20 protein-coding genes are annotated in these 22,513 nt (G+C 71.5%); 16 read left to right on the top strand and 4 right to left on the bottom strand.

All coding sequences use genetic code 11. The features are described 5' to 3' along the window. Positions 1 to 69 precede the first annotated feature (69 nt). Complete coding sequence (locus ABT352_RS21225; RefSeq protein ID WP_350946584.1) at positions 70 to 1,836, bottom strand: gamma-glutamyltransferase family protein; 1,767 nt, start codon at positions 1,834 to 1,836, stop codon at positions 70 to 72. A gap of 131 nt (positions 1,837 to 1,967) precedes the next feature. Between ABT352_RS21225 and ABT352_RS21220 the strand changes: the two genes are divergently transcribed. The 7 genes from ABT352_RS21220 (at position 1,968) to ABT352_RS21190 (ending at position 9,505) form a co-directional block, all read left to right on the top strand. Then, on the top strand, positions 1,968 to 3,095 hold the full coding sequence (locus ABT352_RS21220; RefSeq protein WP_350946583.1) for a sensor histidine kinase: 1,128 nt from the start codon (positions 1,968 to 1,970) through the stop codon (positions 3,093 to 3,095). Beyond that, entirely contained in the window at positions 3,092 to 3,739 is a 648-nt protein-coding gene (locus tag ABT352_RS21215) for a response regulator (RefSeq protein WP_350946582.1), read from the top strand. The genes ABT352_RS21220 and ABT352_RS21215 overlap by 4 nt, the downstream gene beginning before the upstream one ends. 80 nt (positions 3,740 to 3,819) lie before the next feature. Further along, positions 3,820 to 4,452 carry a Uma2 family endonuclease gene (locus ABT352_RS21210; protein ID WP_350946581.1) on the top strand — a complete coding sequence of 211 codons (633 nt, stop codon included), beginning with the start codon at positions 3,820 to 3,822 and terminating at the stop codon, positions 4,450 to 4,452. 120 nt (positions 4,453 to 4,572) lie between these two features. After that, positions 4,573 to 5,091: an RNA polymerase sigma factor gene (locus tag ABT352_RS21205; protein WP_350946580.1), complete on the top strand. Its 519-nt coding sequence runs from the start codon at positions 4,573 to 4,575 to the stop codon at positions 5,089 to 5,091. Beyond that, entirely contained in the window at positions 5,088 to 6,293 is a 1,206-nt protein-coding gene (locus tag ABT352_RS21200) for a hypothetical protein (protein ID WP_350946579.1), read from the top strand. The genes ABT352_RS21205 and ABT352_RS21200 overlap by 4 nt, the downstream gene beginning before the upstream one ends. A gap of 178 nt (positions 6,294 to 6,471) precedes the next feature. Then, positions 6,472 to 7,800 carry a sulfite exporter TauE/SafE family protein gene (locus ABT352_RS21195; protein WP_350946578.1) on the top strand — a complete coding sequence of 443 codons (1,329 nt, stop codon included), beginning with the start codon at positions 6,472 to 6,474 and terminating at the stop codon, positions 7,798 to 7,800. A gap of 295 nt (positions 7,801 to 8,095) precedes the next feature. Next, complete coding sequence (locus ABT352_RS21190) at positions 8,096 to 9,505, top strand: tetratricopeptide repeat protein (protein WP_350946577.1); 1,410 nt, start codon at positions 8,096 to 8,098, stop codon at positions 9,503 to 9,505. Positions 9,506 to 9,722: 217 nt separating this feature from the next. Here ABT352_RS21190 and ald read toward each other — a convergent pair whose 3' ends face one another. Together ald and ABT352_RS21180 are read right to left on the bottom strand one after the other, a co-directional pair. Further along, positions 9,723 to 10,838, bottom strand: coding sequence for an alanine dehydrogenase (gene ald / locus ABT352_RS21185; protein ID WP_350946576.1), 1,116 nt, complete (start codon positions 10,836 to 10,838; stop codon positions 9,723 to 9,725). A 103-nt stretch (positions 10,839 to 10,941) separates the two neighbouring features. Further along, the gene (locus tag ABT352_RS21180) at positions 10,942 to 12,336 is read right to left on the bottom strand and encodes an aspartate aminotransferase family protein (protein WP_350946575.1); all 1,395 of its coding nucleotides are present in this window, start codon (positions 12,334 to 12,336) and stop codon (positions 10,942 to 10,944) included. A 281-nt stretch (positions 12,337 to 12,617) separates the two neighbouring features. Between ABT352_RS21180 and ABT352_RS21175 the strand changes: the two genes are divergently transcribed. The 4 genes from ABT352_RS21175 (at position 12,618) to ABT352_RS21160 (ending at position 17,564) form a co-directional block, all read left to right on the top strand. Then, on the top strand, positions 12,618 to 13,964 hold the full coding sequence (locus ABT352_RS21175) for a M20/M25/M40 family metallo-hydrolase (protein ID WP_350946574.1): 1,347 nt from the start codon (positions 12,618 to 12,620) through the stop codon (positions 13,962 to 13,964). Between the two features lie 261 nt (positions 13,965 to 14,225). Next, a complete protein-coding gene (locus ABT352_RS21170) occupies positions 14,226 to 16,076 on the top strand; it encodes a substrate-binding and VWA domain-containing protein (protein WP_350946573.1) in 1,851 nt (616 codons plus the stop codon). Further along, positions 16,076 to 16,807 carry a hypothetical protein gene (locus ABT352_RS21165; protein WP_350946572.1) on the top strand — a complete coding sequence of 244 codons (732 nt, stop codon included), beginning with the start codon at positions 16,076 to 16,078 and terminating at the stop codon, positions 16,805 to 16,807. The genes ABT352_RS21170 and ABT352_RS21165 overlap by 1 nt, the downstream gene beginning before the upstream one ends. A gap of 10 nt (positions 16,808 to 16,817) precedes the next feature. Continuing rightward, the gene (locus ABT352_RS21160; RefSeq protein ID WP_350946571.1) at positions 16,818 to 17,564 is read left to right on the top strand and encodes a PspA/IM30 family protein; all 747 of its coding nucleotides are present in this window, start codon (positions 16,818 to 16,820) and stop codon (positions 17,562 to 17,564) included. Between the two features lie 154 nt (positions 17,565 to 17,718). Here ABT352_RS21160 and ABT352_RS21155 read toward each other — a convergent pair whose 3' ends face one another. After that, positions 17,719 to 18,243: a cysteine dioxygenase family protein gene (locus ABT352_RS21155; RefSeq protein ID WP_350946570.1), complete on the bottom strand. Its 525-nt coding sequence runs from the start codon at positions 18,241 to 18,243 to the stop codon at positions 17,719 to 17,721. Between the two features lie 74 nt (positions 18,244 to 18,317). Here ABT352_RS21155 and ABT352_RS21150 point away from each other — a divergent pair, with 74 nt between their 5' ends. The 5 genes from ABT352_RS21150 (at position 18,318) to ABT352_RS21130 (ending at position 22,397) form a co-directional block, all read left to right on the top strand. Continuing rightward, positions 18,318 to 19,220 carry a LysR family transcriptional regulator gene (locus ABT352_RS21150; RefSeq protein ID WP_350946569.1) on the top strand — a complete coding sequence of 301 codons (903 nt, stop codon included), beginning with the start codon at positions 18,318 to 18,320 and terminating at the stop codon, positions 19,218 to 19,220. An 85-nt stretch (positions 19,221 to 19,305) separates the two neighbouring features. Then, positions 19,306 to 19,947 carry a heme ABC exporter ATP-binding protein CcmA gene (ccmA, locus tag ABT352_RS21145; protein ID WP_350946568.1) on the top strand — a complete coding sequence of 214 codons (642 nt, stop codon included), beginning with the start codon at positions 19,306 to 19,308 and terminating at the stop codon, positions 19,945 to 19,947. Continuing rightward, positions 19,944 to 20,132, top strand: a complete 189-nt coding sequence (locus tag ABT352_RS21140) for a hypothetical protein (RefSeq protein ID WP_350946567.1) — start codon at positions 19,944 to 19,946, stop codon at positions 20,130 to 20,132. The genes ccmA and ABT352_RS21140 overlap by 4 nt, the downstream gene beginning before the upstream one ends. Further along, positions 20,123 to 21,709 (top strand): DUF6297 family protein, encoded by a 1,587-nt coding sequence (locus ABT352_RS21135; protein ID WP_350946566.1) that lies wholly within the window; start codon positions 20,123 to 20,125, stop codon positions 21,707 to 21,709. The genes ABT352_RS21140 and ABT352_RS21135 overlap by 10 nt, the downstream gene beginning before the upstream one ends. Positions 21,710 to 21,752: 43 nt before the next feature. Further along, a complete protein-coding gene (locus tag ABT352_RS21130; protein WP_350946565.1) occupies positions 21,753 to 22,397 on the top strand; it encodes a LysE family translocator in 645 nt (214 codons plus the stop codon). Positions 22,398 to 22,513: the final 116 nt, after the last annotated feature.

The following is a 22,513-nucleotide window of genomic DNA, read 5'->3' as shown; positions in this document are numbered from 1 at the left end:
GAGACCACGCCGCCGGATCCGGTGTCCGTTCGCTCCGTCACCGTACGTGCCGCCGCGAGTACGGGACCCCTATCTGCGCTCGTTCACCACCAGCGCGCTGCCTCCGCCGCGACGGGTCGGCTCCGCCACCGCCTGGAGCCTCCCGTTCCGCAGGAACTCGACCGCGGTGGCCGCGCCGATCTCGGGGTTCAGTACGAGGCTGTGGCCCCGTTCGGTGAGTTCGGCGCCGTAGCGGTCGATGTATGCCTGCTCCGCCTGGGTCTGGGGGGTGTTGCGCTGGGTGGCCCGGGGCGCGGCGAGCGCCTCGGGGAGCGACATGCCGAGGTCCCAGCGGTTGACCAGGATCTGCAGCACGGTGGTGATGATCGTCGAACCGCCGGGGGAACCCAGCGCGAGCAGCGGCCTGCCGTCGTCCAGCACGATCGTCGGCGCCATCGAGGAACGGGGCCGCTTGCCCGGGGCGGGCAGGTTCGGGTCGCCGGGGGCCGGGCCGAAGGTGAAGTCGGTCAGCTCGTTGTTGAGCAGGAAACCCCGGCCGGGGACGACGATGCCGTTGCCGCCGGTCGACTCGATGGTGATGTTGTAGGCGACCACGTTGTTCCACCGGTCGGTGACCACCAGGTGCGTGGTCTCCGGCCCTTCGGGGGCCGACGGGGTGGCCTCCGCCGAGGGAGCGGGCGCGCACGGCCCGTACGTCCCGTCGGGGTTACCGGGCGCGACCGGGCTCGTCAGCGCCCGTTCGCCGATCAGGCAGGCGCGTTCCTTGGCGAACCCGTCGGAGAGCAGCTCCTGGAGCGGGACGCCCGGGATGTCGCCGACGTACTTGCCCCGGTCGGCGAAGGAGAGCCTGGAGGCCTCCAGATACTCGTGCTCACCGACCTTCGGCAGGACCTGGAGGATGTTGAGCGCCTCGCCGACCGTCGAGCCTCCCGAGGACGGCGGCGCCATGCCGTACACGTCCATGCCCTTGTACGTCACCTTCGTGGGCGGCCGTTCGAGCGCCCGGTAGGCCTTGAGGTCGGCCAGCTCCATCAGTCCCGGCCGCACGTTACGGGTGGAGCCCGGGGTGACCGGCGGCTTCTTCACGGTGGCCACGACCTCGGCGCCCAGGGAGCCGCCGTACAGCCACCCGCCGCCCTGCTTACCGAGTTTGCGGTAGGTCTCGGCCAGCTCGGGGTTGCGGAAGGTGGAACCGACCGGCGGCGGGGCGCCGTTCGGCAGGTAGAGCTTGGCGGTGGAGGTGAAGTCCTTGAAACGGGCGGCGTTCGCGGCTGTCTGGTCGTAGAAGGTCTGGTCGACCTTGAATCCCTTGGAGGCGAGCTCGGTCGCGGGTTTCAGCGCCTGCTTCAGCGAGAGCGTGCCGAATTTGCGCAGCGCCAGCTCCCACTGGGCCACGCTGCCGGGCACCCCCGCGGACAGCCCGCTGGTCACGGCCTCCTCGAACGGAATGCCCTCCAGAGAGGTCGGCCCCATCGCCTTCGGGGCGGTCTCCCTGCCGTCGATCGTGTGGACCTTCTTGTGGCGCGCGTCGTAGTAGACGATGAACCCGCCCCCGGCCAGCCCGGCCGAGTAGGGCTCGGTCACCCCCAGGGCGGCCGCGGCGGCGACCGCCGCGTCCATGGCGTTGCCGCCCTGGCGCAGCACGCCCAGCGCGACCTTGCCGGCGTCGAGGTCGACGGTCGAGACCGCGCCCCCGTACCCCTCCGCGACGGGTTTCTTCTCCGCACCCGGCCGTACCGGTGACGCCTGTGGAGAGGCGGCGGCGGGTTGGACGAGCAGTAAGGAACTTCCCACCAGGACCCCCGCCAGGGGGGCGGCGACTCGACGATTGATCATGATGACCTCCCGCAGACAGCTTGACTCAGCCCGTAAGCCTTGTCAGCCCCTTCCCTACCGCAGGGGATGTATCGCCTCATGCCTCACGGGATGGACGCGCCCTGCCTGTGGGCGCACGTACAGTGCTGAGCGTGCACGTCAAACCCCGCTGGGCCGAGTTGCCGCTCCCGCTACTCGTGGGGGTCTTCCAGGGCGTGGTCACCCGCGGTGTGCAGTGGTGGCAGGTCCACGACCCCGGCATACTCAGGATCCCGCTCGACCCGCTGGGCTGGGTGCTCCTGCTGGCCGGGCCGCTGGTCCTGATCGTACGCCGGCGCCGTCCGGTGCTCAGCCTGGCCGTCGCGGCGGGCTCCACAGTGATCTTCATCGGCCTCGACTACTCCTACGGGCCGGTCTTCCTCAGTCCGATCATCGCGTTCCACACCGCCGTGGTCACCGGGCACCGGCGGGCGGCCTGGTCGATATGGGGCCTGGCCTACGTGTTCTTCGTGGTTTACACGTCCTGGTTCGCCCCCGTTCGTACGACCGGCTGGTTCCACGATCTCGCGGTGGCCGCGCTGATGGGCCTCGCGGTGGTGGCCGCCGAGGTCTCCCGGGCCAGGAGGGAGCGGCAGGCCGAGCACGCGCGGGTGGAGCAGGAGGAGCTACGGCGGCGGGCCAGCGAGGAGCGGCTCACCATGGCCCAGGAGCTGCACGACGTCCTCGCGCACAACATCTCCCTCATCCACGTGCAGGCGTCCACCGCGTTGCACCTCATCGACGACCACCCCGAGCAGGCGCGGACCGCGCTCACCACGATCAAGCAGGCGTCCAAGGACGTGCTGACCGAGATGCGGTCGGTGCTCAACGTCCTGCGCGACGGCGCCCCCCGTTCCCCCACCGCCGGGCTGGACCGGCTCGACGAGCTCATCGAGCGCAGCGGGCTGCCGGTCACCAAGGAGATCGTCGGCGAGGCCGGGCCGCTGCCTCCCGGCGTCGACCGGGCCGGGTACCGCATCGTGCAGGAGGCCCTCACCAACGTCACCCGGCACGCCCCCGGCGCGTCGGTCACGATCGTGCTCGACTACGCTCCCCACGCGCTCACCGTCCAGGTCACCGACTCGGGCGGCGACGCCCCCGGGGAGAGCCTGGGCAGCGGGAACGGCGTTCCCGGCATGCGGGAGCGGGCATCGGCGCTCGGGGGAACGCTCACCGCCACGCACCACGGCCGGGGCTTCCGCGTCGAGGCCCTGCTGCCGATCCCGGAGGAATCCCGATGATCAAGATTGTTCTCGCCGACGACCAGGCCCTCGTCAGGGCGGGGTTCCGTGCCCTGCTGGACGCGCAGCCGGGGATGACCGTGGTGGCCGAGGCCTCCGACGGGGCCCAGGCCCTGCGGCTCGCCGCCGAGCACGAGCCGGACGTGGTCCTGATGGACATCCGCATGCCCGGCATGGACGGGCTGACCGCCACCCGGGAGATGCCCGCCGGACCGAAGATCATCATCCTCACGACCTTCGAGCTGGACGAGTACGTCTTCGAGGCCCTCCGAGGCGGCGCCAGCGGCTTCCTCGTCAAGGACACCGAACCGGCCGAGCTCATCCAGGCCGTCCGGGTGGTGGCCGCGGGCGACGCCCTGCTCTCCCCCGGCGTGACCCGTCGCCTGATCGCCGAGTACGCGAGCCGGGCCAAGGAGCCGCGCCACGCCCGCGACCTCGGCCTGCTCACCGACCGCGAGCGCGAGGTCCTCGCCCTGGTCGGCACCGGCATGACCAACGACGAGATCGCGGGCAAGCTCTTCATGAGCCCCGCCACCGCCAAGACCCACATCAGCAGGACCATGATGAAACTCCACGCCCGCGACCGTGCCCAACTGGTCGTCGTCGCCTACGAATCCGGCCTCGTCCGCCCCGGCTGGATCTGATCCTCCCTTTCCACGAGAAACCCATGCTTCACCCGCCCCCCTGGAATACTCATCGTGTTCACCAGGATACGGAGGGGCATATGACTACCGAAACGACACCGCGTCACCACGCGGATCTGGCTCCCTCTCCGGAGACCGCATCCCTGCGTCTGCCGCACACACCGCACGAACTCTACGACGCGCTCCCACCTCTTCCCGGACTGCGGGCCGAGGTGATCGAAGGAAAACTGGTGGTGAGCCCGCTGAGCGGCCCCGAGTACGCCCAGGTGGCGATGCGCCTCTTCGCGGAACTCCATCGGCCGATCAAGGACGGCGACCTGAACGCGTACACGGGCAACGTCGCGGTCCGTGTCGACGGGTCCCACGACCTGGTCGTCCCCGACTTCGTGCTGGCGCCCGAAGACTGCCCGCGCTGGGGTGACCGCGAACTGCGCTCCTCCGGCCTCCTCATGGTCGCCGAGATCGTGTCCCCGGGCAGCATCTTCGACGACCGCGACCGCAAGCCCGCCATCTACGCCTCGGGCGGTGTCCCCGTGATGCTTCTGATCGACCCCGTGGTCTCCCCCGCCACCGTGACGGTCCTCAGCGACCCCAAGGAGGGCGAATATCGGACCTCCACCCGGGTCGAGATCGGTTCGCGCCTGCACCTGCCCGAGCCGGTCGACTTCACCCTCGACACCTCGATCTTCGCGAACACTCAGACCACCCCGTGACGAGCGGGGCCGTACGCCACGGAAGGTAGGCTCCGCGGCCCCGATCGGCCGGCCGGGCGGGGCCGCGATCGCCGTGCCCGTCGAAGCAGCGGATCGGGACCGCTACGCGTTCTTTAGGTCATGAACGGTGAGATAGCCGCTCGCGCGCCCGGACCACCAGGTGCCGAGACGATACTGGTCGGCCTGTATCGCGAGCACCGCCTCGCCCTGGTGCGCTTCGCCGTACTGCTCGTCGGCGACAGGGAGGCCGCCGAGGACGTCGTACAGGACGTCTTCTCCAGGCTGCACGACAGGCCCCCCGAGCCGCTCACCCTGACATACGTCCGCGTCTGCGTGCTGAACGCCTCGCGGTCCGTCCTGCGCCGGCGCGGTATCGCCGCCAGGGTGATGGTGGGGCGGCGGGAGGAGCTGGTGGACTCGGCGGAGACGGCCGCGCTGCTCGGCGAGTCACGACAGGAGATGCTGGCCGCGCTCAACCGGCTGCCCAGGCGGCAGCGCGAGGTCCTCGTCCTGCGTTACTACCTCGATCTGTCCCACGCCGACATCGCCGAGGCGATGCGCGTCAGAGAGAGCACCGTACGGTCCACCGTTTTCAGGGCTCTGGAACGGCTTGAACGCGAACTGGGAGACAGGGCATGACCGACATCGAGGATCGGCTCAGGGACGCGATGACCGCCAGGGCGGAGGCCGTACGGGACGACGGGCGGTTCGGGACGCCACCCGCGTCACGCGGGGCGTCGCCGAGATTCAGGCCGTGGGCACCGGTGGCGGTGGCGGCCTCCATCGCGGTCGTGACGACGGCCACCGTCGTGGGAACGCGTACGGTCGCGTCACCTACTCCGACGGTTCCGGCGGTTCCAACGGCTCCGGTGGCACAGCCGACGCCCTACGTCGGTCCTCTCGCGCCGCCGGTCAAGCAGGTCTGGCCGGGCGCGGTGCACGAGATCCCGACGAAGGCACCGGGTGGCCGGGTGTTCACCCCGGACCTGTTCGTCACCGACCGGGTCGTGGTGGGGGCGGGACTCACCGGGAACCGGCCCGACGGGATCTGGTCCTACGACGTCGACAGACGGAGGTTCACCCGGATCGCGGCGCTCAAGAGTTCGAACGCGTCGAGCAAGCTGGTCTTCGGCGACGGGTACCTCGCATGGTCCACGCTCAACGACCGCAGGACGGAGATATGGGCGGTGCCGGTCACGGGCGGCGTCCCGCGGCGGATCGCCTCGGTCAAGGCCGTGATCATCGACGACAGCTACAGCGGGATCGACCTGGCCGTCGCCGACGGCACGGCCGTCTGGTCGCCGGTCGACGGCGGCGGTGTCTACCGGGCTCCGCTGAAGGGCGGGAAGGCGTCCCTGGTCGACGGCACCAAAGGCTTCCACCTCGCCGACTGGCCGTGGGCCGAACGGCCTCGGCGAGGCGCGGAGGAGAGATCCGCTTCCCGCCCCGTGGAGCACCTGCAGAACGTGCTCACCGGCGAGGCCAGGGACGTGGTTCCTCCCGCCGGGCGGACGTCGTGGAACGACTGCGGGGTGACGTGGTGCTTCAACAACATCGAGGCGTGGCGGCGCGACGGAACCGGGCGGCACGCGCTGCCGGGGACGGCTCGCGGGTATCTCCACTCGGGCCGCTTCGTCCTGCTCCACCAGGAGGACCGCGACGGCAGGGGGGCGAGTTCTGTGCACGACCTCGCCACGGGACGCACCGGCCGGCTGTTCCCGGTTCCGACGCGCCGGGGGGACAAGGCCGCTCCCACCCTGTACATGCACGAGGACATGTTCCGGTTCCGGTCGGGGTCGGGCACGCAGGTTCTCGTCGACCTGAACGCCGCCGCCCGCTGAGTTTCGCCGTCGGCGGGATTCGTCGCGCGCCGTGATGTCCATCGCACAGCGAGAACGGCCCGGGAGGTCTTCGGGCCGTTGGCGTCGAGGAACATCGGAAAAACGCCGCGAAACGTGGACGTCCGGTAAGGACAGCGTGAGCGCTCGGTAAGGAAATATCACTATCAGTCATCCTCTGGTGAGATTACCTTGGGTCAGTGGAGATCGGGATGGCTACCGGGGATGCCCGCTGAGCGCGGGGCCGGCCGCGCTGTTCGCCGCCGGGCTCGCCGCGGGACTGGTCGCGGGTACGGCCTCGTGCACGGCCGTACAGGGTGGCCTGCTCGCAGGTCTCACCTCGCGCGACCTTCCTGCCCGCTCCCGCCGACACCGCGAGACCCGCGAATGCGACGGGACCGACGAACCCGGCGGAGCCAACGAGCACCGCGGGACCGACGAAACCGACGGAACCGACGAGCACTGCGGGAACGGCGGAGACGGTAAGGGCGGCGGTGCCGAAGCGGGGCCTTCGGGTCCCGTGGTCGTCGCGCTCTTCCTCGCCGGGCGCCTCGGTTCCCACGTGGTGGCCGGGGCGCTGCTCGGACTGGCCGGGTCCGCCGTGCTGCTCGGCCCTCAGGTCAGGGCCGCGTTGCTCGTCGCGGCCGGGATCGCGGTCGCGGGCTTCGGAATCCGCATGTTCGGGCGCGGGCCGCGAACCGGATGCCACCCGGGCGTCGCAGCGGGCGGGCGTACGTCCCGTCGCGGCGGCGTGTCCGGGATCACGGGACTCGCGGGACTCGCGGGACTCGCGGGACTCGCGGGAATCACCGTCCCCGCTCCCAGGGCGCTCGCGCTCGGTGCCGCGACGATCCTGCTGCCGTGCGGGGTGACGCTCGGCATCGAGACGGTGGCGGTCTCCAGCGGGTCGGTGCTGGGCGGGGGCGCGGTGATGGCGGGGTTCGTGGCAGGGACGACGCCCGCGTTCGCGCTTCTCGGGCTGGTCCTGCGGCGGGCCGCGACCACCAGGCTGGCGGCGCTGGCCGGGGTCGCCGCACTCGCGACGGGCCTGTGGACGATCTCCTCGGGGCTGAGCCTCGGAGGGTGGCTCCCCGGATCGGGCGGCCCGGCGATGGCGGCGGGCGCCCCGGCGGGGACCGCGCGGAACCCGATGGCGGGGGCGACGGACGAGGCGGGAGCGGCGGACGGCCCGGCGGGCGGCATCCCCGACGGCCCGGCGGGGACGACGGGCGATCACGCACGGGCGGCCGTACGCTCCGGCGGCGTCCAGCGGATCGACATCTGGGCCACCGACCGGGGCTACCGGCCGGGTGTGGTGACCGCCCGCGCGGGATTCCCCACGGAGCTCGTCTTCCACCTGGTGGGCGCCCCCGGCTGCACCCGGACGCTCACGATCGACGGTCGCGACGTGACACTGCCCGCCACCGTACGGCTGGGCGCTCGGGACGCGGGCTCGCTGCGTTACGTCTGCTCGATGGGGATGTACGTGGGGTTCATCCGCTTCGTCTGACCGTGAGGATGGAGGTGAACGCCTCCCGGTGAGGTCCGGCTCGTCGCCTGACCGACCGTGGTGTCTTCAACAGGATCTGCCGACCTCGGCCGGGAGGCGTTCGTCCACACTCACCGGACGTGGCACCCCGATGACCCGACAGGCGTGCGGGCGGGATTCGTACGCCTCGTCCGAGCACCGGAGCGGACCGGGAGGCGGGGTGTCGAGCGAAAGTCCGCGATTACCCTCCGTCACGGAGTGCTTACGTGTCACCCTGTGATCTGTCGGTTGGGCGCCGTCGGCGAGGAGTGTGATCATGGGGTGGCCTGACGACCCGGAGACGACCGCGGGGCTGATACCCACCCCCCGCGGCACCGAGCACGAGAACGACATGGACGGCGAGACGGAGTTGCTGCTCGCCGCGCACGGCGGCGACGTGCAGGCCGCCCACCTGCTCGGCCGCCACTTCGCCCAGTGCGGTGACCGTTCGGCGGCGCGGCACTGGTGGGAGCGCGCGGCGGCCGCGGGAAACCTCGACAGCGCCTACAACCTGGGCATCTGGCACGAGAAACACGGCACCCCCGCGGAGGCCGCGAGGTGGTACGAGCTGGCGGCGAACGCCGGAGACGTCGAGGCGGCGGTGAACCTGGCGACCCTCCTGCTGGACCAGCACGGCGACGTCCCCGCCGCCCGGCGGTGGTTCGAGACGGCGGCCGGGGCGGGCTCCCGGGCGGCGGCCAGGCGGCTCGCGCTGCTCTGCGAGGACGGCGGCGAGGTGAAGGCCGCCGTGGAGTGGCATCGCAGGGCCGCGATGGACGGCGACCTCGCCTCGGCCCACGATCTCGGCTTCCTCGCCTACGCCGCCGGGGAGGAGGACGAGGCGCTGCGCTGGTGGGAGTCGGCCGCCAGGAACGGTCATGCCGACGCGGCCTACCATCTCGGGCTGTTCCTGCAGGCCAATCTCGATCCCGAGGGGGCGGAGGCGTTCTTCCGGCTGGCCGCCAGGCACGAGCACCCCGGTGCCGCGTCCCAACTGGGCGGGATCGCGCTCTCCCTCGGTGACCTGCGTACCGCGCGTGCCTGGTTCGAGCGGGCGGCCTGCACCGGCAGGATCGACGACCAGCGAACGGCCGGGTTCGTGTGCGTGGAGATGAGCGACGCGCAGGGGGCCGGCCACTGGTTCAGCCGGGCCGCGGCGAGCGGCGACCCGGAGGCCGCCTTCAATTTCGGCCTGCTGCTCATCGCCGAGCACAGCGACCTGCAGGGCGGTCAGCACTGGTTCCGCCAGGCGGCACAGGCCGGGCACCACCGGGCCGCGGTCGAGCTGGCCGCGCTGCTGTCGGCCGCGGGGTTCTCCCGCGAGGCGGAGCGGTGGCTGTCCGACCCGCCCTCTCCCCCGTGGGGCCGGACCGCCGAGCCGGAGCTCGTCGCCCGCGCCGAGCTGGCCGCGGCCGCCGTCGCCCGGCGGGGTGGCGCCACCCTGAGGATCGCCGACCTGACCGAGATCCTCGGCACCTGGGATCTCGTCACCCGGCCGTTGCGCGACCACACCGACGTCACGGCGTGGCTGGCCGAGCGGAGCGGGCTGCCGTTGGGCGCGGTCGAGCACCTGGCCGCCGTACGGGCCGCGCTGTTGCGTCCCGGTGGCGTCCCCTGGCCGACCCCGGCGGAGATCGAGCACGTCCTGATCACCGCCCGCGCCCTGCGCTCGGCTCTGTCACCGTGATCGGCACCGATCGTGTCCCGTGCTCCGGCTGCTCACCGTGATCGGCACCGGCCCTGCCCTGCGCTCCGGCCGATCATCGCGACCGGCACCGATCCTGCCCTGCGGTCGGTACCGATCACCGTGAGCGGCGTCGGCCGCCTCTCACGAACCGGTCCGGCCGGACCTGTGGATCCCGCACGTCCCGCACCCTGACCGCGCGGGACGTGCGGGATCCGGCTCAGGCGGCGATGACCTCGGAGACCGGCACGTACGGCAGTTCGAGGGCGATGGCGACCTGCTCGTTGGTGAGCCGTCCCGCGTGGGTGTTGAGACCCGGCGCGAGGGAGGCGTCCTGCTGGAGCGCTTCCTTCCAGCCCAGGCCGGCCAGCTTGACCGCGTAGGGCAGCGTGGCGTTGGTCAGCGCGTAGGTGGAGGTGTTGGCGACGGACCCCGGCATGTTGGCCACGCAGTAGAAGATCGAGTTGTGGACCTGGTAGGTCGGCTCGGCGTGCGTGGTCGGGCGGGAGTCCTCGAAGCAGCCGCCCTGGTCGATCGCGATGTCGACGAGCACGGAGCCCGGCTTCATCCGGGAGACCAGTTCGTTGGAGACGAGGGTCGGGGCCTTGGCTCCGGGGATCAGCACCGCGCCGATGACGAGGTCGGCCTCCAGAACCTCCTTCTCGATCGCGTACGAGGTCGAGACGAGGGTCTTGAGACGGCCCTGGTAGATGGCGTCGATGAAACGCAGGCGGTCGACGTTGAGGTCGAGGACGGTGACGTCGGCGCCCATGCCGACCGCGATCTGCGCGGCGTTGAGCCCGGAGACGCCCGCGCCGATGACGACGACCTTGGCGGGCGCCACACCGGGCACGCCGCCGGGCAGCACGCCGCGCCCGCCGTTGAAGCGCATGAGGTTGTAGGCGCCGACCTGCGGGGCGAGCCGGCCCGCGACCTCGGACATCGGGGCGAGCAGCGGCAGGGTGTTGCCGACCTGGACGGTCTCGTACGCGATGCCGGTGACCTCGCGCTCAAGGAGGGCCTCGGTGCACTCGCGGCCCGCCGCGAGGTGCAGGTAGGTGAAGAGCACCTGGCCGGGGCGCATGCGGTGGTACTCCTCCGCGATGGGCTCCTTCACCTTGAGGATCATCTCGGCCTGGTCCCACACCTCGTCCGCGGTGTCGAGGATCTTGGCGCCGGCGAAGAGGTACTCCTCGTCGGTGAGGTGCGAGCCGAGGCCCGCGTCGCGCTGGATGTAGACGTCGTGGCCGTGGCGGACAAGCTCGTGCACGCCCGCCGGGGTCGCGGCGACGCGGTACTCGTGGTTCTTGACCTCGGCAGGCACGCCGATCTTCATGGGATTTCCTTTCCTTGTTCAACGGAGTGGCACCGAGGTCTGTGCGGGTGCGGCGCGGGTCACTCCGGCGGATCCGGCGCCCGGAAGGCGCGGACGTGCGCGCTCAGAGGCGGCTCCACGCCTCCGTCAGCACCGAGCGGAGGATGGACTCGATCTCGTCGAACTCCTTCGGCCCGCAGATGAGCGGCGGGGCGAGCTGGATGACGGGGTCGCCCCGGTCGTCGGCGCGGCAGTACAGGCCCGCCTCGTAGAGGGCGCCGGAGAGGAAGCCCCTGATGAGGCGCTCGGACTCCTCGGTGTTGAAGGTCTCCTTGGTCGCCTTGTCCTTGACGAGCTCGATGCCCCAGAAGTAGCCGGAGCCGCGCACGTCGCCGACGATCGGCAGGTCGCGCAGACGCTCCAGGGTGGAGCGGAAGACCGGCTCGTTGCGGGTGACGTGGCCGAGCAGGTCCTCCCGCTCGAACAGGTCGAGGTTGGCCAGCGCGACGGCCGAGGACACCGGGTGTCCACCGAAGGTGTAGCCGTGGGCGAACATCTCGGTGCCGTTCTTGAACGGCTCGAAGAGGCGGTCGGAGGCGATCATGGCGCCGATCGGCGAGTAACCGCTGGTCATGCCCTTGGCGCAGGTGATGATGTCGGGCACGTAGTCGAACTTCTGCCCGCCGAACATGGTGCCGAGGCGGCCGAAGGCGCAGATGACCTCGTCCGAGACGAGCAGGACGTCGTACTCGTCGCAGATCTCGCGCAGGCGCTGGAAGTATCCGGGGGGCGGCGGGAAGCAGCCGCCCGCGTTCTGCACCGGCTCGACGAAGACGGCGGCCACGGTGTCGGGGCCCTCCATCTCGATGGCGCGGGCGACGCGCTCGGCGGCCCAGTAGCCGTACTGCTCGGGCGTCATGCCGGGCATGCCGGTGATCTCGTCGGCGCGGTAGTGGTTGGTGTTGGGCACCCTGACGGAACCCGGGACCAGCGGCTCGAACATCTGCTTGAAGGCCGGGATGCCGGTGATCGACAGGGCGCCCTGCGGGGTGCCGTGGTAGGCGATCTGGCGGCTGATGACCTTGTGCTTGAGCGGCCTGCCGGTGATCTTGAAGTACTGCTTGGCGAGTTTCCACGCGGTCTCGACGGCCTCGCCGCCGCCGGTGGTGAAGAAGACCCGGTTGAGGTCGCCGGGGGTCTCCGCGGCGAGCCGCTGGGCCAGCTCGACGGCCTTGGGGTGCGCGTACGACCACAACGGGAAGAACGCCAGCTCCTGGGCCTGCTTGGCGGCGGCCTCGGCCAGCTCGCTGCGGCCGTGCCCCGCCTGGACCACGAAGAGCCCCGCGAGTCCGTCGAGGTAGCGCTTGCCGTGCACGTCGTAGATGTAGGAGCCCTCGCCCCGCACGATCATCGGCACCTCGGCACCCTCGTACGAGCTGTGCCGGGTGAAGTGCATCCACAGGTTGTCCTGGGCGGCCTTCATGAGCGAGGTCACGTCGGTGTTTTCAGGGTGCGTCATCGCGATCTTCCCTCGTTGAGCTGGGCTTCCAACAGTCTGCCTGCCAGAACAGCGCTTGCCAAGTGAAAACGTGGCATTAAAGTGCGAGAACCTCGGAATCCGCAAAACCGTCATGTAACAACGACGAAATCCGCGATCAGATGAGATGGCGGGCCGATCATTACCCAAACCCCGGTTCCACTTGGCGGAACCCTGATGTGCTGGAATCGTGCGCGAGAGCGGCCGTACTCACGGCTGTGATCCAATAGGACGCACCAGATATTGAGATGCGGGGGAAAGTCGTGACTCCTGACGAGATCGAGAACGCCGTCGCCACCGGCCTGCCCCAGGCGGTGGCCGACCTCAAGCGGCTCGTCTCCATCCCCTCGGTGGCCTTTCCCGGCCACCCCGAGGAGCCCGTGCACGCGGCCGCCGCCGTGACCGAGGAACTGCTGCGCAGCACCGGCCTGCCGCACGTCCGGCAGATCCCCGTCGAGGGCAGTTACCCCGCCGTCTACGCCGAGGCCCCCGCCCCGCCAGGTGCGCCGACCGTGCTCCTGTACGCGCACTACGACGTGCAGCCCACCGGCGACCTCGCACTCTGGCGCACCCCGCCCTTCGAGCCGACGGAGATCGACGGCGCGATCTACGGCCGTGGCGCGGCCGACGACAAGTCGGGCGTCATCTCCCACGTCGCGGCGCTCCGCGCCTTCCAGGGGCGCTTCCCGGTCGGCGTCAAGGTCATCGTCGAGGGCCAGGAGGAGTACGCGGGCGAGCGCCTGGAGGCCTTCGTCGAGCAGAACCCCGAGCTGTTCCGCGCCGACGCGATCGTGGTCGCCGACACCGGCAACCCCCGCGTCGGCGACCCCGCGGTGACGACCTCGCTGCGCGGCACCGGCGCCTTCACCGTCGAGGTGCGCACCCTCAAGGAGTCGCTGCACAGCGGCTCGTTCGGCGGCGCCGCCCCCGACGCCCTCGCCGCGCTGATCCGGATGCTCGCCGCCCTGCACGACGACCACGGCGACATCCGCGTGCCCGGCCTGCCTCGTGGCAGCTTCCTCGGCTCGGGCCCGTCGGAGGAGGAGTTCCGCGTCACCGCGGGCGTGCTCGACGGCGTCTCCACGGTCGGTTCCGGCTCGCTCGCCGACCGCCTGTGGGCCTCGTACGCGATCACGGTCACCGGCCTGGACGTGCCGACGGTCTCCGGTGCGATCAACGCGGTGCAGGCCGTCGCGAGGGCCCGGGTGACCGTACGGGTTCCCCCGGCCGGCGACCCGAAGACGACCGTCGAGGCCGTCGTCGACTTCCTGCGGCAGGTCGCCCCCTGGGGTGTCCAGGTGGAGGTCGGCGACTACACCATGGGCTCCGGCTACCTCGCCGACACCGGTGGCGCGGCCCGCTCCGCGCTGAACCGGGCCATGGAGCGCGCCTTCGGCCGCCCCCCGCGCGACGTCGGCGCCGGTGGCTCGATCCCGCTCGTCTCCACCTTCGTCAGGCAGTTCCCCGCCGCCACGATCCTGCTCTTCGGCGCCGAGGACGACGACGCGGCGATCCACGCCCCCAACGAGCGGGTGAACATCGAGGAGCTGCGCCGCACCGCCACCGCCGAGGCGCTTTTCCTCCAGGAGTACGCCTCCGCGGCGGTCTGAAGGCTGTACGCCTCCATCGCGATCTGACAGGCTGTACGCCTCCGCGGCGGTCCGGCGGCCGACATCCATCGGGCACTTCCGGTGCTTACCGGGAGTGCCCTTGGCGTACGGGCACCCCTGTTTCTCCGGGGCTCGCGTCTCCGGTCGCGGAGCGTTCCCTCCCCCTGCCCGCTGCCGCGCCCGCGACGAACTCCGGTCGCGGAGAACTCTCGGGGCGGTTCGTTCGTCGGATAAGTACAGACATCCCCCCAGGAGGCAGGGTTGTACCAGCAACCGCAGCGCCGGCGTAGGAACTTCGCGCCGTTCATCGTCGCGATCATTCTCGCCGGAGCTCTGATCGTCGCCCTGCGGATCTTCGTCGGCGGAAACGAACCCGGAAGGTCGGGGGCGTCAGGGTCGTCAGGGACGTCGGGGGCGCCGAAGACCGGCGAGCAGTCCAAGACGTGCGACGACGGCGTCACCCTCACCGTCGCCGCCTCGTCGGAGAAGGCCGAGCTGCTTCGGACGATCGCCTCCGACTACAACGGCAAGACCGTGCAAGGGCGCTGCGCCGACGTCGTCATCGAGACCAAGGCGAGCGGCGGCGCGATGCAGGCGCTGGCCAGGGGCTGGGACGAACGCCAGGACGGCCCCCGCCCCGACGTGTGGTCGCCCGCCAGCAGCGGCTGGATCACCCTGCTCCAGCAGCGCGCCACCGGAAACGACTCCGCCTCCCTCGTCGCCGCCGACAACCCGTCGATCGCCAAGACGCCGCTGGTCGTCGCGATGCCCATGCCGATGGCCCAGGCGCTGGGCTGGCCGGACAAGAAGCTCGGCTGGTCCGACGTGCTCGCCGTGTCGGCCGGATCGTGGGCGAAGTACGACCACCCCGAGTGGGGGAGTTTCAAGCTCGGCAAGACCAACCCCAACTTCTCCACCAGCGGCCTGAACGCCACGATCGGCGCCTACTTCGCGGCGACCGGCCTGTCGGGCGACCTGTCGGAGAAGAACGTGGCCGACGCCAGGACCAGGGACTTCGTCCGGGACGTGGAACGTTCGATCGTGCACTACGGCGACACGACGCTGACGTTCCTGTCCAACCTGCAGCGGGCCGACGACGCGGGTGCGGGACTGAGCTACATCTCCGCGGTCGCGGTGGAGGAGAAGTCGGTCTGGGACTACAACCAGGGCAACCCGACCGGTGACCCCGCGACGCTGGGCAAGCACGCCAAGCCCAAGGTGCCGCTCGCGGCGATCTATCCCAAGGAGGGCACGCTCTACTCCGACAACCCGTACGCGGTGCTGAGCGCCCCGTGGGTCGACGACGCCAAGCGGGCGGTGGCGGCCGACTTCCTCGCCCACCTGCAGGCCCCCGAGCAGCAGGACCGGTTCGCCGAGTTCGCCTTCCGCTCCCACGAGGGCAAGCCGGGCAAGCTGATCACCCAGGCGAACGGGCTGCTGCCCGCCGAGCCGAGGACGACCCTCAGCCCGCCCGCGCCGAACGTGCTCGACAAGGTGCTCACCGGCTGGGCCGACCTGCGCAAGCCCGCGAACGTCCTCATCGTCATCGACGTCTCCGGCTCGATGGGCGCCACCGTGCCCGGAACCGGCAAGAGCAAGCTCGACCTCGCCAAGCAGGCCGCGATCAACTCGCTGCCCCAGTTCTCCGCGCACGACAAGGTCGGGCTGTGGATGTTCTCCACCAAGCGTGACGGCGACAAGGACCACCTGGAGCTGGCCCCGCTCTCCGCCGTCGACAAGGCCCAGCGCGAGAAGCTGCGCGCCAGGCTGGAGGGCCTCACCCCCGACGGCGGCACCGGCCTGTACGACACCGCCCTCGCCGCCCACGAGCGGGTGCGCAGGCTGCGCGGCGGTGACGCGATCAACGCGGTGGTCTTCCTGACCGACGGCAAGAACGAGGACCCCGAGAGCCTCTCTTTGGAGAACCTGCTCCCCGACCTGCGTACCGAGACCGGTCAGGAGACGGTGCGGATGTTCACCATCGCCTACGGCCAGGACGCCGACCTCGACGTGCTGAAGCAGATCTCCGAGGCGACCGCCGCCGCCGCGTACGACTCTCGCGAGCCGGGAAGTATCGACCAGGTGTTCACCGCGGTGGTATCCAACTTCTGATGGCGCGCTTCGTCGACGAACTCAAGGACCCGTGGGGGCTGCTGCTGGGCGCGACCGCCGGCGGCGCCGCGTGGGCCGTCAGCGTGCACCCGATCGCCGCTGGGTTCGTCGGTGTCGTCGTCTGGCTGACCAAGGCCGGGATCTCGGCGTTGTCGGAGCGCGGGGACCGCGACCGGCCCGCCGTCACCCCCGGCAGCCAGGAGGAGTACTGGCTCACCCGGGCCGGATCCGCCGCGCACGGGTTCGGCGAGCTGAGCGCCTCGATGGAGCGCGGCCCGCTCGCCGAAAGGGTCGCGCTGATGCGTCCCCAGGTGGACGACTCGACGGCCACGCTGGAGCGGCTGGCCGAGCAGGCCTCGCTCACCGGTACCGCGCTGGCCAGGTTCGACCTGGAGATGCTCGGGCACGAGCGGGCCAGGCTGGCGCGGGCCCGGCAGGAGGCGGGGCCCGGCCTGGCCGAGGACCTCGACCGTGCCCTCGCCTCGCTGGACTCCCAGCGGGCCGTCGTCGAGCGGCTCTCCGCGACCCGGCAGCGGGTGCTCGCCAGGATGGAGTCGAGCGCGATCGGCATCGAAGGGCTCCTCGCCCGGCTGGTGGAGTTGTCCGCGGTGTCGGCGAACGGGCCGCTGGAGCCACTGCGGGTGCTGGACGAGCTCGCCGACACCCTCGAAGGAGTCCGCCAGGGCCTCCACGAAACCGAACAGATCACGCGCGACGCGCTGGATCGATAAGGAGTCCCCCATGTTCAAGGTCATCCGTAGGGCCTGGCGCTACCTGGTCTTCGCCCTCTCCGGGCGGCTGGACGAGCTGTCCGACCCTCGGGTCCAGATCGAGCAGGCCATCGCGGAGGCCAAGGAGCAGCACCGGCGGCTGAGCCAGCAGGCCGCGGCGGTGATCGGAAACGAGCGTGAGCTGGAGATGAGGCTCGCCCGTTCGGTGGAGGAGACCGAGCGGCTCCAGGCCAACGCCCGCCAGGCCCTCCTGCTCGCCGAGCAGAGCCGGGCCGCGGGCGACGAGAGCAAGGCCCTGTCGTACGAGGACTCGGCCCGCGCCTTCGCCTCGCGCCTGGTGGCGGCCGAGGGCGCGCAGCAGGAGTCGCGGCTGGCGCACGAACGGGCAGCGGGAGCCTCGGCCCAGGCACGTGCCGCGGTCGAGACCAACGCGATGGCCCTGCAGAAGAAGATCGCCGAGCGGATGCGCCTGCTCTCCCAGCTCGACCAGGCCAAGGTGCAGGAGGAGCTCAACAGGGCGATGGCCGATCTGTCGGGCCTCACCCCGGCCGGCGACACTCCCACCATGGACGAGGTCCGCGACAAGATCGAGAAGCGCTACGCCCGTGCCCTGGGTGAGGCCGAGCTGACCTCGGGGTCCGTCGAGGCCCGCATGATCGAGGTCGAGCGCGCCGCCATCGACGCCGAGGGCGCCGCCCGTCTGGACGCGATCAGGAAGAGCCTGCACCCGGACGGGAAGCCCGAAGTCGAGAAGTAGGCGACAGCGGTCCCTGCGCCGGGTCCGTCACCCCGTTCACCGGCAGGGGAGGCGGGATTCACGCGCGCCCGTCACCCGCTCAGCGAGGAGGGCCACCGGGATTCCCCCGGATCCATCACCCCGTTCCCCGGAAGAAGAGGAACGCGGGATTCGTTCAGCGGACGGGCAGATCGTAGACGCGGCGGACGCTGGTGGGGGCGTCGCCGAGGTCGGCACCGTAGACGTGAAGCGAAATGGCCGTCTCGTCGCCCGTGTTGTGGACGCGGTGGATGTCACCGGGCGGGGCGAAACCGCTCACCTCGCCGGTCCGGTTGGCGGTCCTGCCGATCTCGGTGAGGTGGTCGCCGTGGTCGCGGTAGAGGGTCTCGTACTCCACGCCCTGCAGCACACCGAACACGCACCACGCGATGTGGTCGTGGATCACGGTCTTCTGGCCCGGCCGCCAGACCACGGCCACGACCGAGAAGGCGTCCTCGGTGTGCAGGGTGTGGCCGACGTAGTGGTCGGGGTCGCCGAGGCGCTCCTCCTCGGTGAGGATCTCGGGGGACGGCAGCCGTTCACGCAGCAGCGCCGCCACGGCGAAGGCCGTCGCCCGAGGGTCGGCGGACGGGTCGGCGAGTTCCCGGACCCCCGCGACCAACTCGGCCAGGCCCGGGCGGGTGAGCGTCAAGGTTGTCATGCCTCAAGGATGCTCCGGGGGATCCATAACGTCTAATGCCCATCTTTCCCGTTATTCATAGATAAAGTTGATACATGCTCGATATCGTGCGACTTCGCGTCCTCGCTGCGGTGTCCCGGCACGGCTCGGTGACCGCGGCGGCGAGGGAGTTGCACTACTCCCAGCCGTCGGTGAGCCACCATCTCGCGAAGCTCGAGGCCGAGACCGGGGCCAAGCTGATCCAGCGGGCCGGCCGGGGCATCCGGCTGACCGAGGCGGGCCGTCTGCTCGCCGAACGGGCCATCGAGATCATCGGTCGTCTCGACTCCGCGTCCGCCGAGCTGTCGGCGCACGTTGGCCTGCGCGCCGGACGGGTCAGGCTGGCGGCCTTCCCCTCCGCCCTGGGAACCTTCGTGCCCGAGGCCGCCGCCGCCCTCGCCGGGACACACCCCGGCCTGGAGCTGCGGCTGACCGAGACCGAGCCTCCCGACGCGCTGCGCATGCTCAAGGCCGGATACGTGGACGTGGCGGTCATCTTCCGCTACGACGACACCGCCCCCGAGGCCGACGGGATCCGGCTGCTCCCCCTGCTGGACGATCCCAGCTACCTCATCACCTCCGGTCCGGTCGGCGAGCTGATCTCGTACCGCGACTCCCGGTGGATCGGCGGCTGCGACCGGTGCCGCAGTCACCTGCTGGAGCTGTGCGCCAGGGCGGGCTTCGAGCCGGAGATCGCCTTCACCACCGACGACGTCGTCGCTGTCCAGGCCCTCGTCGCCGCCGGGGTGGGGGTGAGCGCCCTGCCGGGACTCGCCCTGCACGCCCACCGGCATCCGAAGATCACCACGGTCGAGCTTCCCGGCTCGACCCGCCACGTCTACGCCGCCACCTACGGCGAGCCCCCCGACCCCCCGGCCACCACCGCCCTGCTCAGCGCCCTCACCTCGGTGACCTCGGTGGCGGCGGGGGCGGCGGTGGGTCCCCGTAGCCACCCGTGATCGATCCCCGGCCGAACGCGCGGGCAGGCCGCCACGGGTCACGACGGCCTGCCCGCGCGGAGTCGGCAGTGGCTAGGCTCGAACGGTGTCCACAGCGATCATCACGGTGAGCGGTCTCAGCGTGGAACTCGGCGGCAACCCCGTGCTCCGCGACATCGGCCTGACGGCGGCCCCCGGCGAGGTCATCGCCGTGATCGGCGCGAACGGCGCGGGAAAATCGACGCTGCTGCGCTGCCTGGCGGGGCTGCACCCCACGCCCTCCGGCGCGTTGCGCGTCCTGGGCGGCCCGCCGAGGGACGACGCCGGCTTCTGGCGTGACGTCGCCCTGGTCGGGGACGAACCGGCCTGGTATCCGGGGCTGACGGTACGCGAGCACCTGGAGCTGACGTACGCCGTCCACGCTCCGGCCCGGCTGGAGGTCGAGGCGGCGCTGGAGTCGTTCGACCTTCGGGAGCGGGCCGACGCGTCGCCGCAGGCCCTCTCCACCGGCCAGCGGCAGCGGCTCTCACTCGCGGCCGCCCTGCTCAGGCCGAGCAGGCTGCTACTCCTGGACGAGCCGGAGCGCGGGCTCGACGAGGCGTTCCGCGAGCGCCTGGCCACGATCCTCACGGACTACGCGGGCGCCGGCGGCACGGTGGTCATGGCGACCCACGACCACCGGCTCGCCGAGAACACCCGGGCCCGCCAGGTCGTGCTGCAGGCCGGACAGGCGACGAGCCGATCGTGAACGCGGAACGCGACATGACCACGGTGCCGGGCGCGAACGCGGAACGGGACGCGGACACGGTTGCGAACACAGCTGTGAGCGCGGCTGTGAACACGGCGCCGGGTGCCGACACCGACCAGGGAGTACGCACCGGTGTGAACGCGGCGCCGGGTGCCGACACGGACCAGGAGCGGGCATGGTCGTGAACACGGCGCCGGGTGTGGACGTGGACCAGGGCACGGCCACGGTCCGGAGCGTCCGCGCCTTCGTCGGAACGCGCCGCGGCGCCCCCGTGAGCTGGCTGGACCGCTACGTGCGGCTGTTCGGCCTCGCGATGCTGCTCGTGGTGCTGGCCCAGCCGTTCTCCTCCGCGCTCGCCTCGCTCTCCCGGCAGGCGGACCCGTGGCGAGCGGGAGCCGGCCTCGCCCTGGTCATGCTCGCCTACGCCGGCCTTCTCCTCGCCGCCCGCGCGATCGGTCCCGTCGCGCTGCCGGCCGCCGACGCCGCCTGGCTGCTGTTGTCCCCGCTGCACCGCCGTGGCGTGCTGGGCCGGACGGCGACGATTCTCCTGGTGGGGTCCGTCCTGGCCGGGGTCGCGCTCGGGGTGGGTGCGCTCGCCGTCCTCGGCGCGCCGGACCTGCTCGCGCTGCGGCTGGCCATCGCGGTGATCCTGGGGGTCTCGGCGAGTGTGGGCGGCGTGGCGCTGACCGTACTCGCCCAGTCGTCGCAGAGCTGGCAGCCGTGGTCGAACGCGGTCGTCGTGGTGACCGCTCTGCTGGCCGCGGTGGCGGCGCTGTCCGCGGCGAGCGGCCCGACGCGGCGTTTCGTGGCCGAGATCGCGAACGTGCCCGCGTCGCACGGCGCGGCGGTGGCCGCCCTCGCCGCCGTGTCGGCCGCCCTGCTCGGGTGGCGTGCGTGGTCGGCCCTGGCCGGGATCCCGGCCAGGGCCGTGCTCTCCGCCTCCACCCGGGCGGGCCACGTGGGCACCGCCGCCGTCGGCATGGACCCGTCGGCCCTGACCTGGATCGCCGAGGACAACCACTGGCGGGGGCGCACCCTGCGCTCGCGTCCCTGGCCGTCGCTGCCCGCACCGCTCGCCCTGGCCTGGCAGGACTGGCGTCGCCTTGGACGGCGCCCTGGCCGCCTGGCCACCCTGCTCGGGGGGACGGCGCTACCCGCGCTGGCAGCGCTCGCGGCCGGTGAGGTCGGCGCGGTGGTGACGGGAGTCGTGTTCGCCGGGGCGCTGACCGCCGCGACGGCGGGCATCTCGGGCGCGCGCCGCGACGGCGACAATCCGGCTCTGGCCCGGCTCCTCGGGGTCGGCGCCCGCGCGGCTCTGGCCGCCAGGTCGCTGTTGCCGGCGCTGCTGGGCGGCGGCTGGCTGACCGTCGCCCTCGCCTTCATGTCCCTGACGGGCGCGCTCGGGACGGGCCCGTGGTGGCTCTTCGGACCGCTCGCGGCCCCCGCGCTGGCCGCCGGAGGGTTGCGGATGGCCCGCCGGAACCCGATCGACCACTCCATGCCGGTCATCGAGACGGGAGGAGGGGCGATACCGACAGGCCCGCTCGTCTGGGGTTTGACCGGCGTGGATCTCGCGGTGCTCGGGTGCCTGCCGCTGACGCTCGCCCTGGGTCTCCACCCCTCCTCCCTCGCCGGTTTCCTCGCCGCCCAGGCTCTGGCCGGTACGGCCGTCCTGCTGGGCTATCTGCTCCGGGCGGGGTCCGCGCGGAACCGAACAACGGTCTGCTCCGGGCGGGGTCCGCGCGGAGCGGACCGACGGTGAAAATGCGAGGCGCCGGGGAAGTCGATGCCTCTACGATCCGGCTATGCCGGATTTGTCCACACTCGCGCTCTTCGCCGCCGCGACCCTCGCCCTGCTGCTCGTGCCGGGACCCGCGGTCCTCTACATCGTGACCCGCAGTGTCGCCCAGGGCCGGTCCGCCGGACTGATATCGGTGCTCGGCATCCACCTCGGCTCGCTGGTCCACGTGGCCGCCGCCGCCCTGGGCGTCAGTGCCCTGCTCGCGGCCTCGTCGACCGGATTCATGATCGTCAAGTATCTCGGTGCCGCCTACCTCGTCTGGCTGGGCGTGCGCAAGCTCATGACCCGCTCGAACGGGGAGGACTCCTTCGAACCGAAGACGGCGACGAGGTCCCGGATGTTCTGGGAGGGCTTCGTGGTCAACGTGCTCAACCCGAAGACCGCGATCTTCTTCCTCGCCTTCCTGCCGCAGTTCGTCGACCCGCAGGCCGGACCGATCGCCCCGCAGATCGTGCTGCTCGGCCTGATCTGGACGGCGCTCGGCATCGCGAGCGACGGCGCCTTCGCCCTGCTCTCCTCGGCCGTGGCGGGCCGCCTGCGCCGCTCGGCCCGTGCCCGCCGCCGCCTGGACGTCACCAGCGGCTTCGTCTATCTCGGTCTGGGAGCCGTCGCGGCCTTCGGCGGCGAGAGCGCCGCGGCCAAGGCCTGAGCGGGGCGACCCCGCCTCGGCCTCCTCCGCCCTCGCTCTCCGGCCCGCCGAGGATCCTCTGGCGGGACATGAGTCCCGAACCCTCGGAAGGACTTCCCCGCCCGGACCTTCCGAGG

The organism is Streptosporangium sp. NPDC000563 (genome assembly GCF_040299985.1).
Taxonomy (GTDB): Bacteria; Actinomycetota; Actinomycetes; order Streptosporangiales; family Streptosporangiaceae; genus Streptosporangium.
Note: the sequence above shows the minus strand (reverse complement) of the source record. Positions and strands in the feature narration are given on the sequence as shown.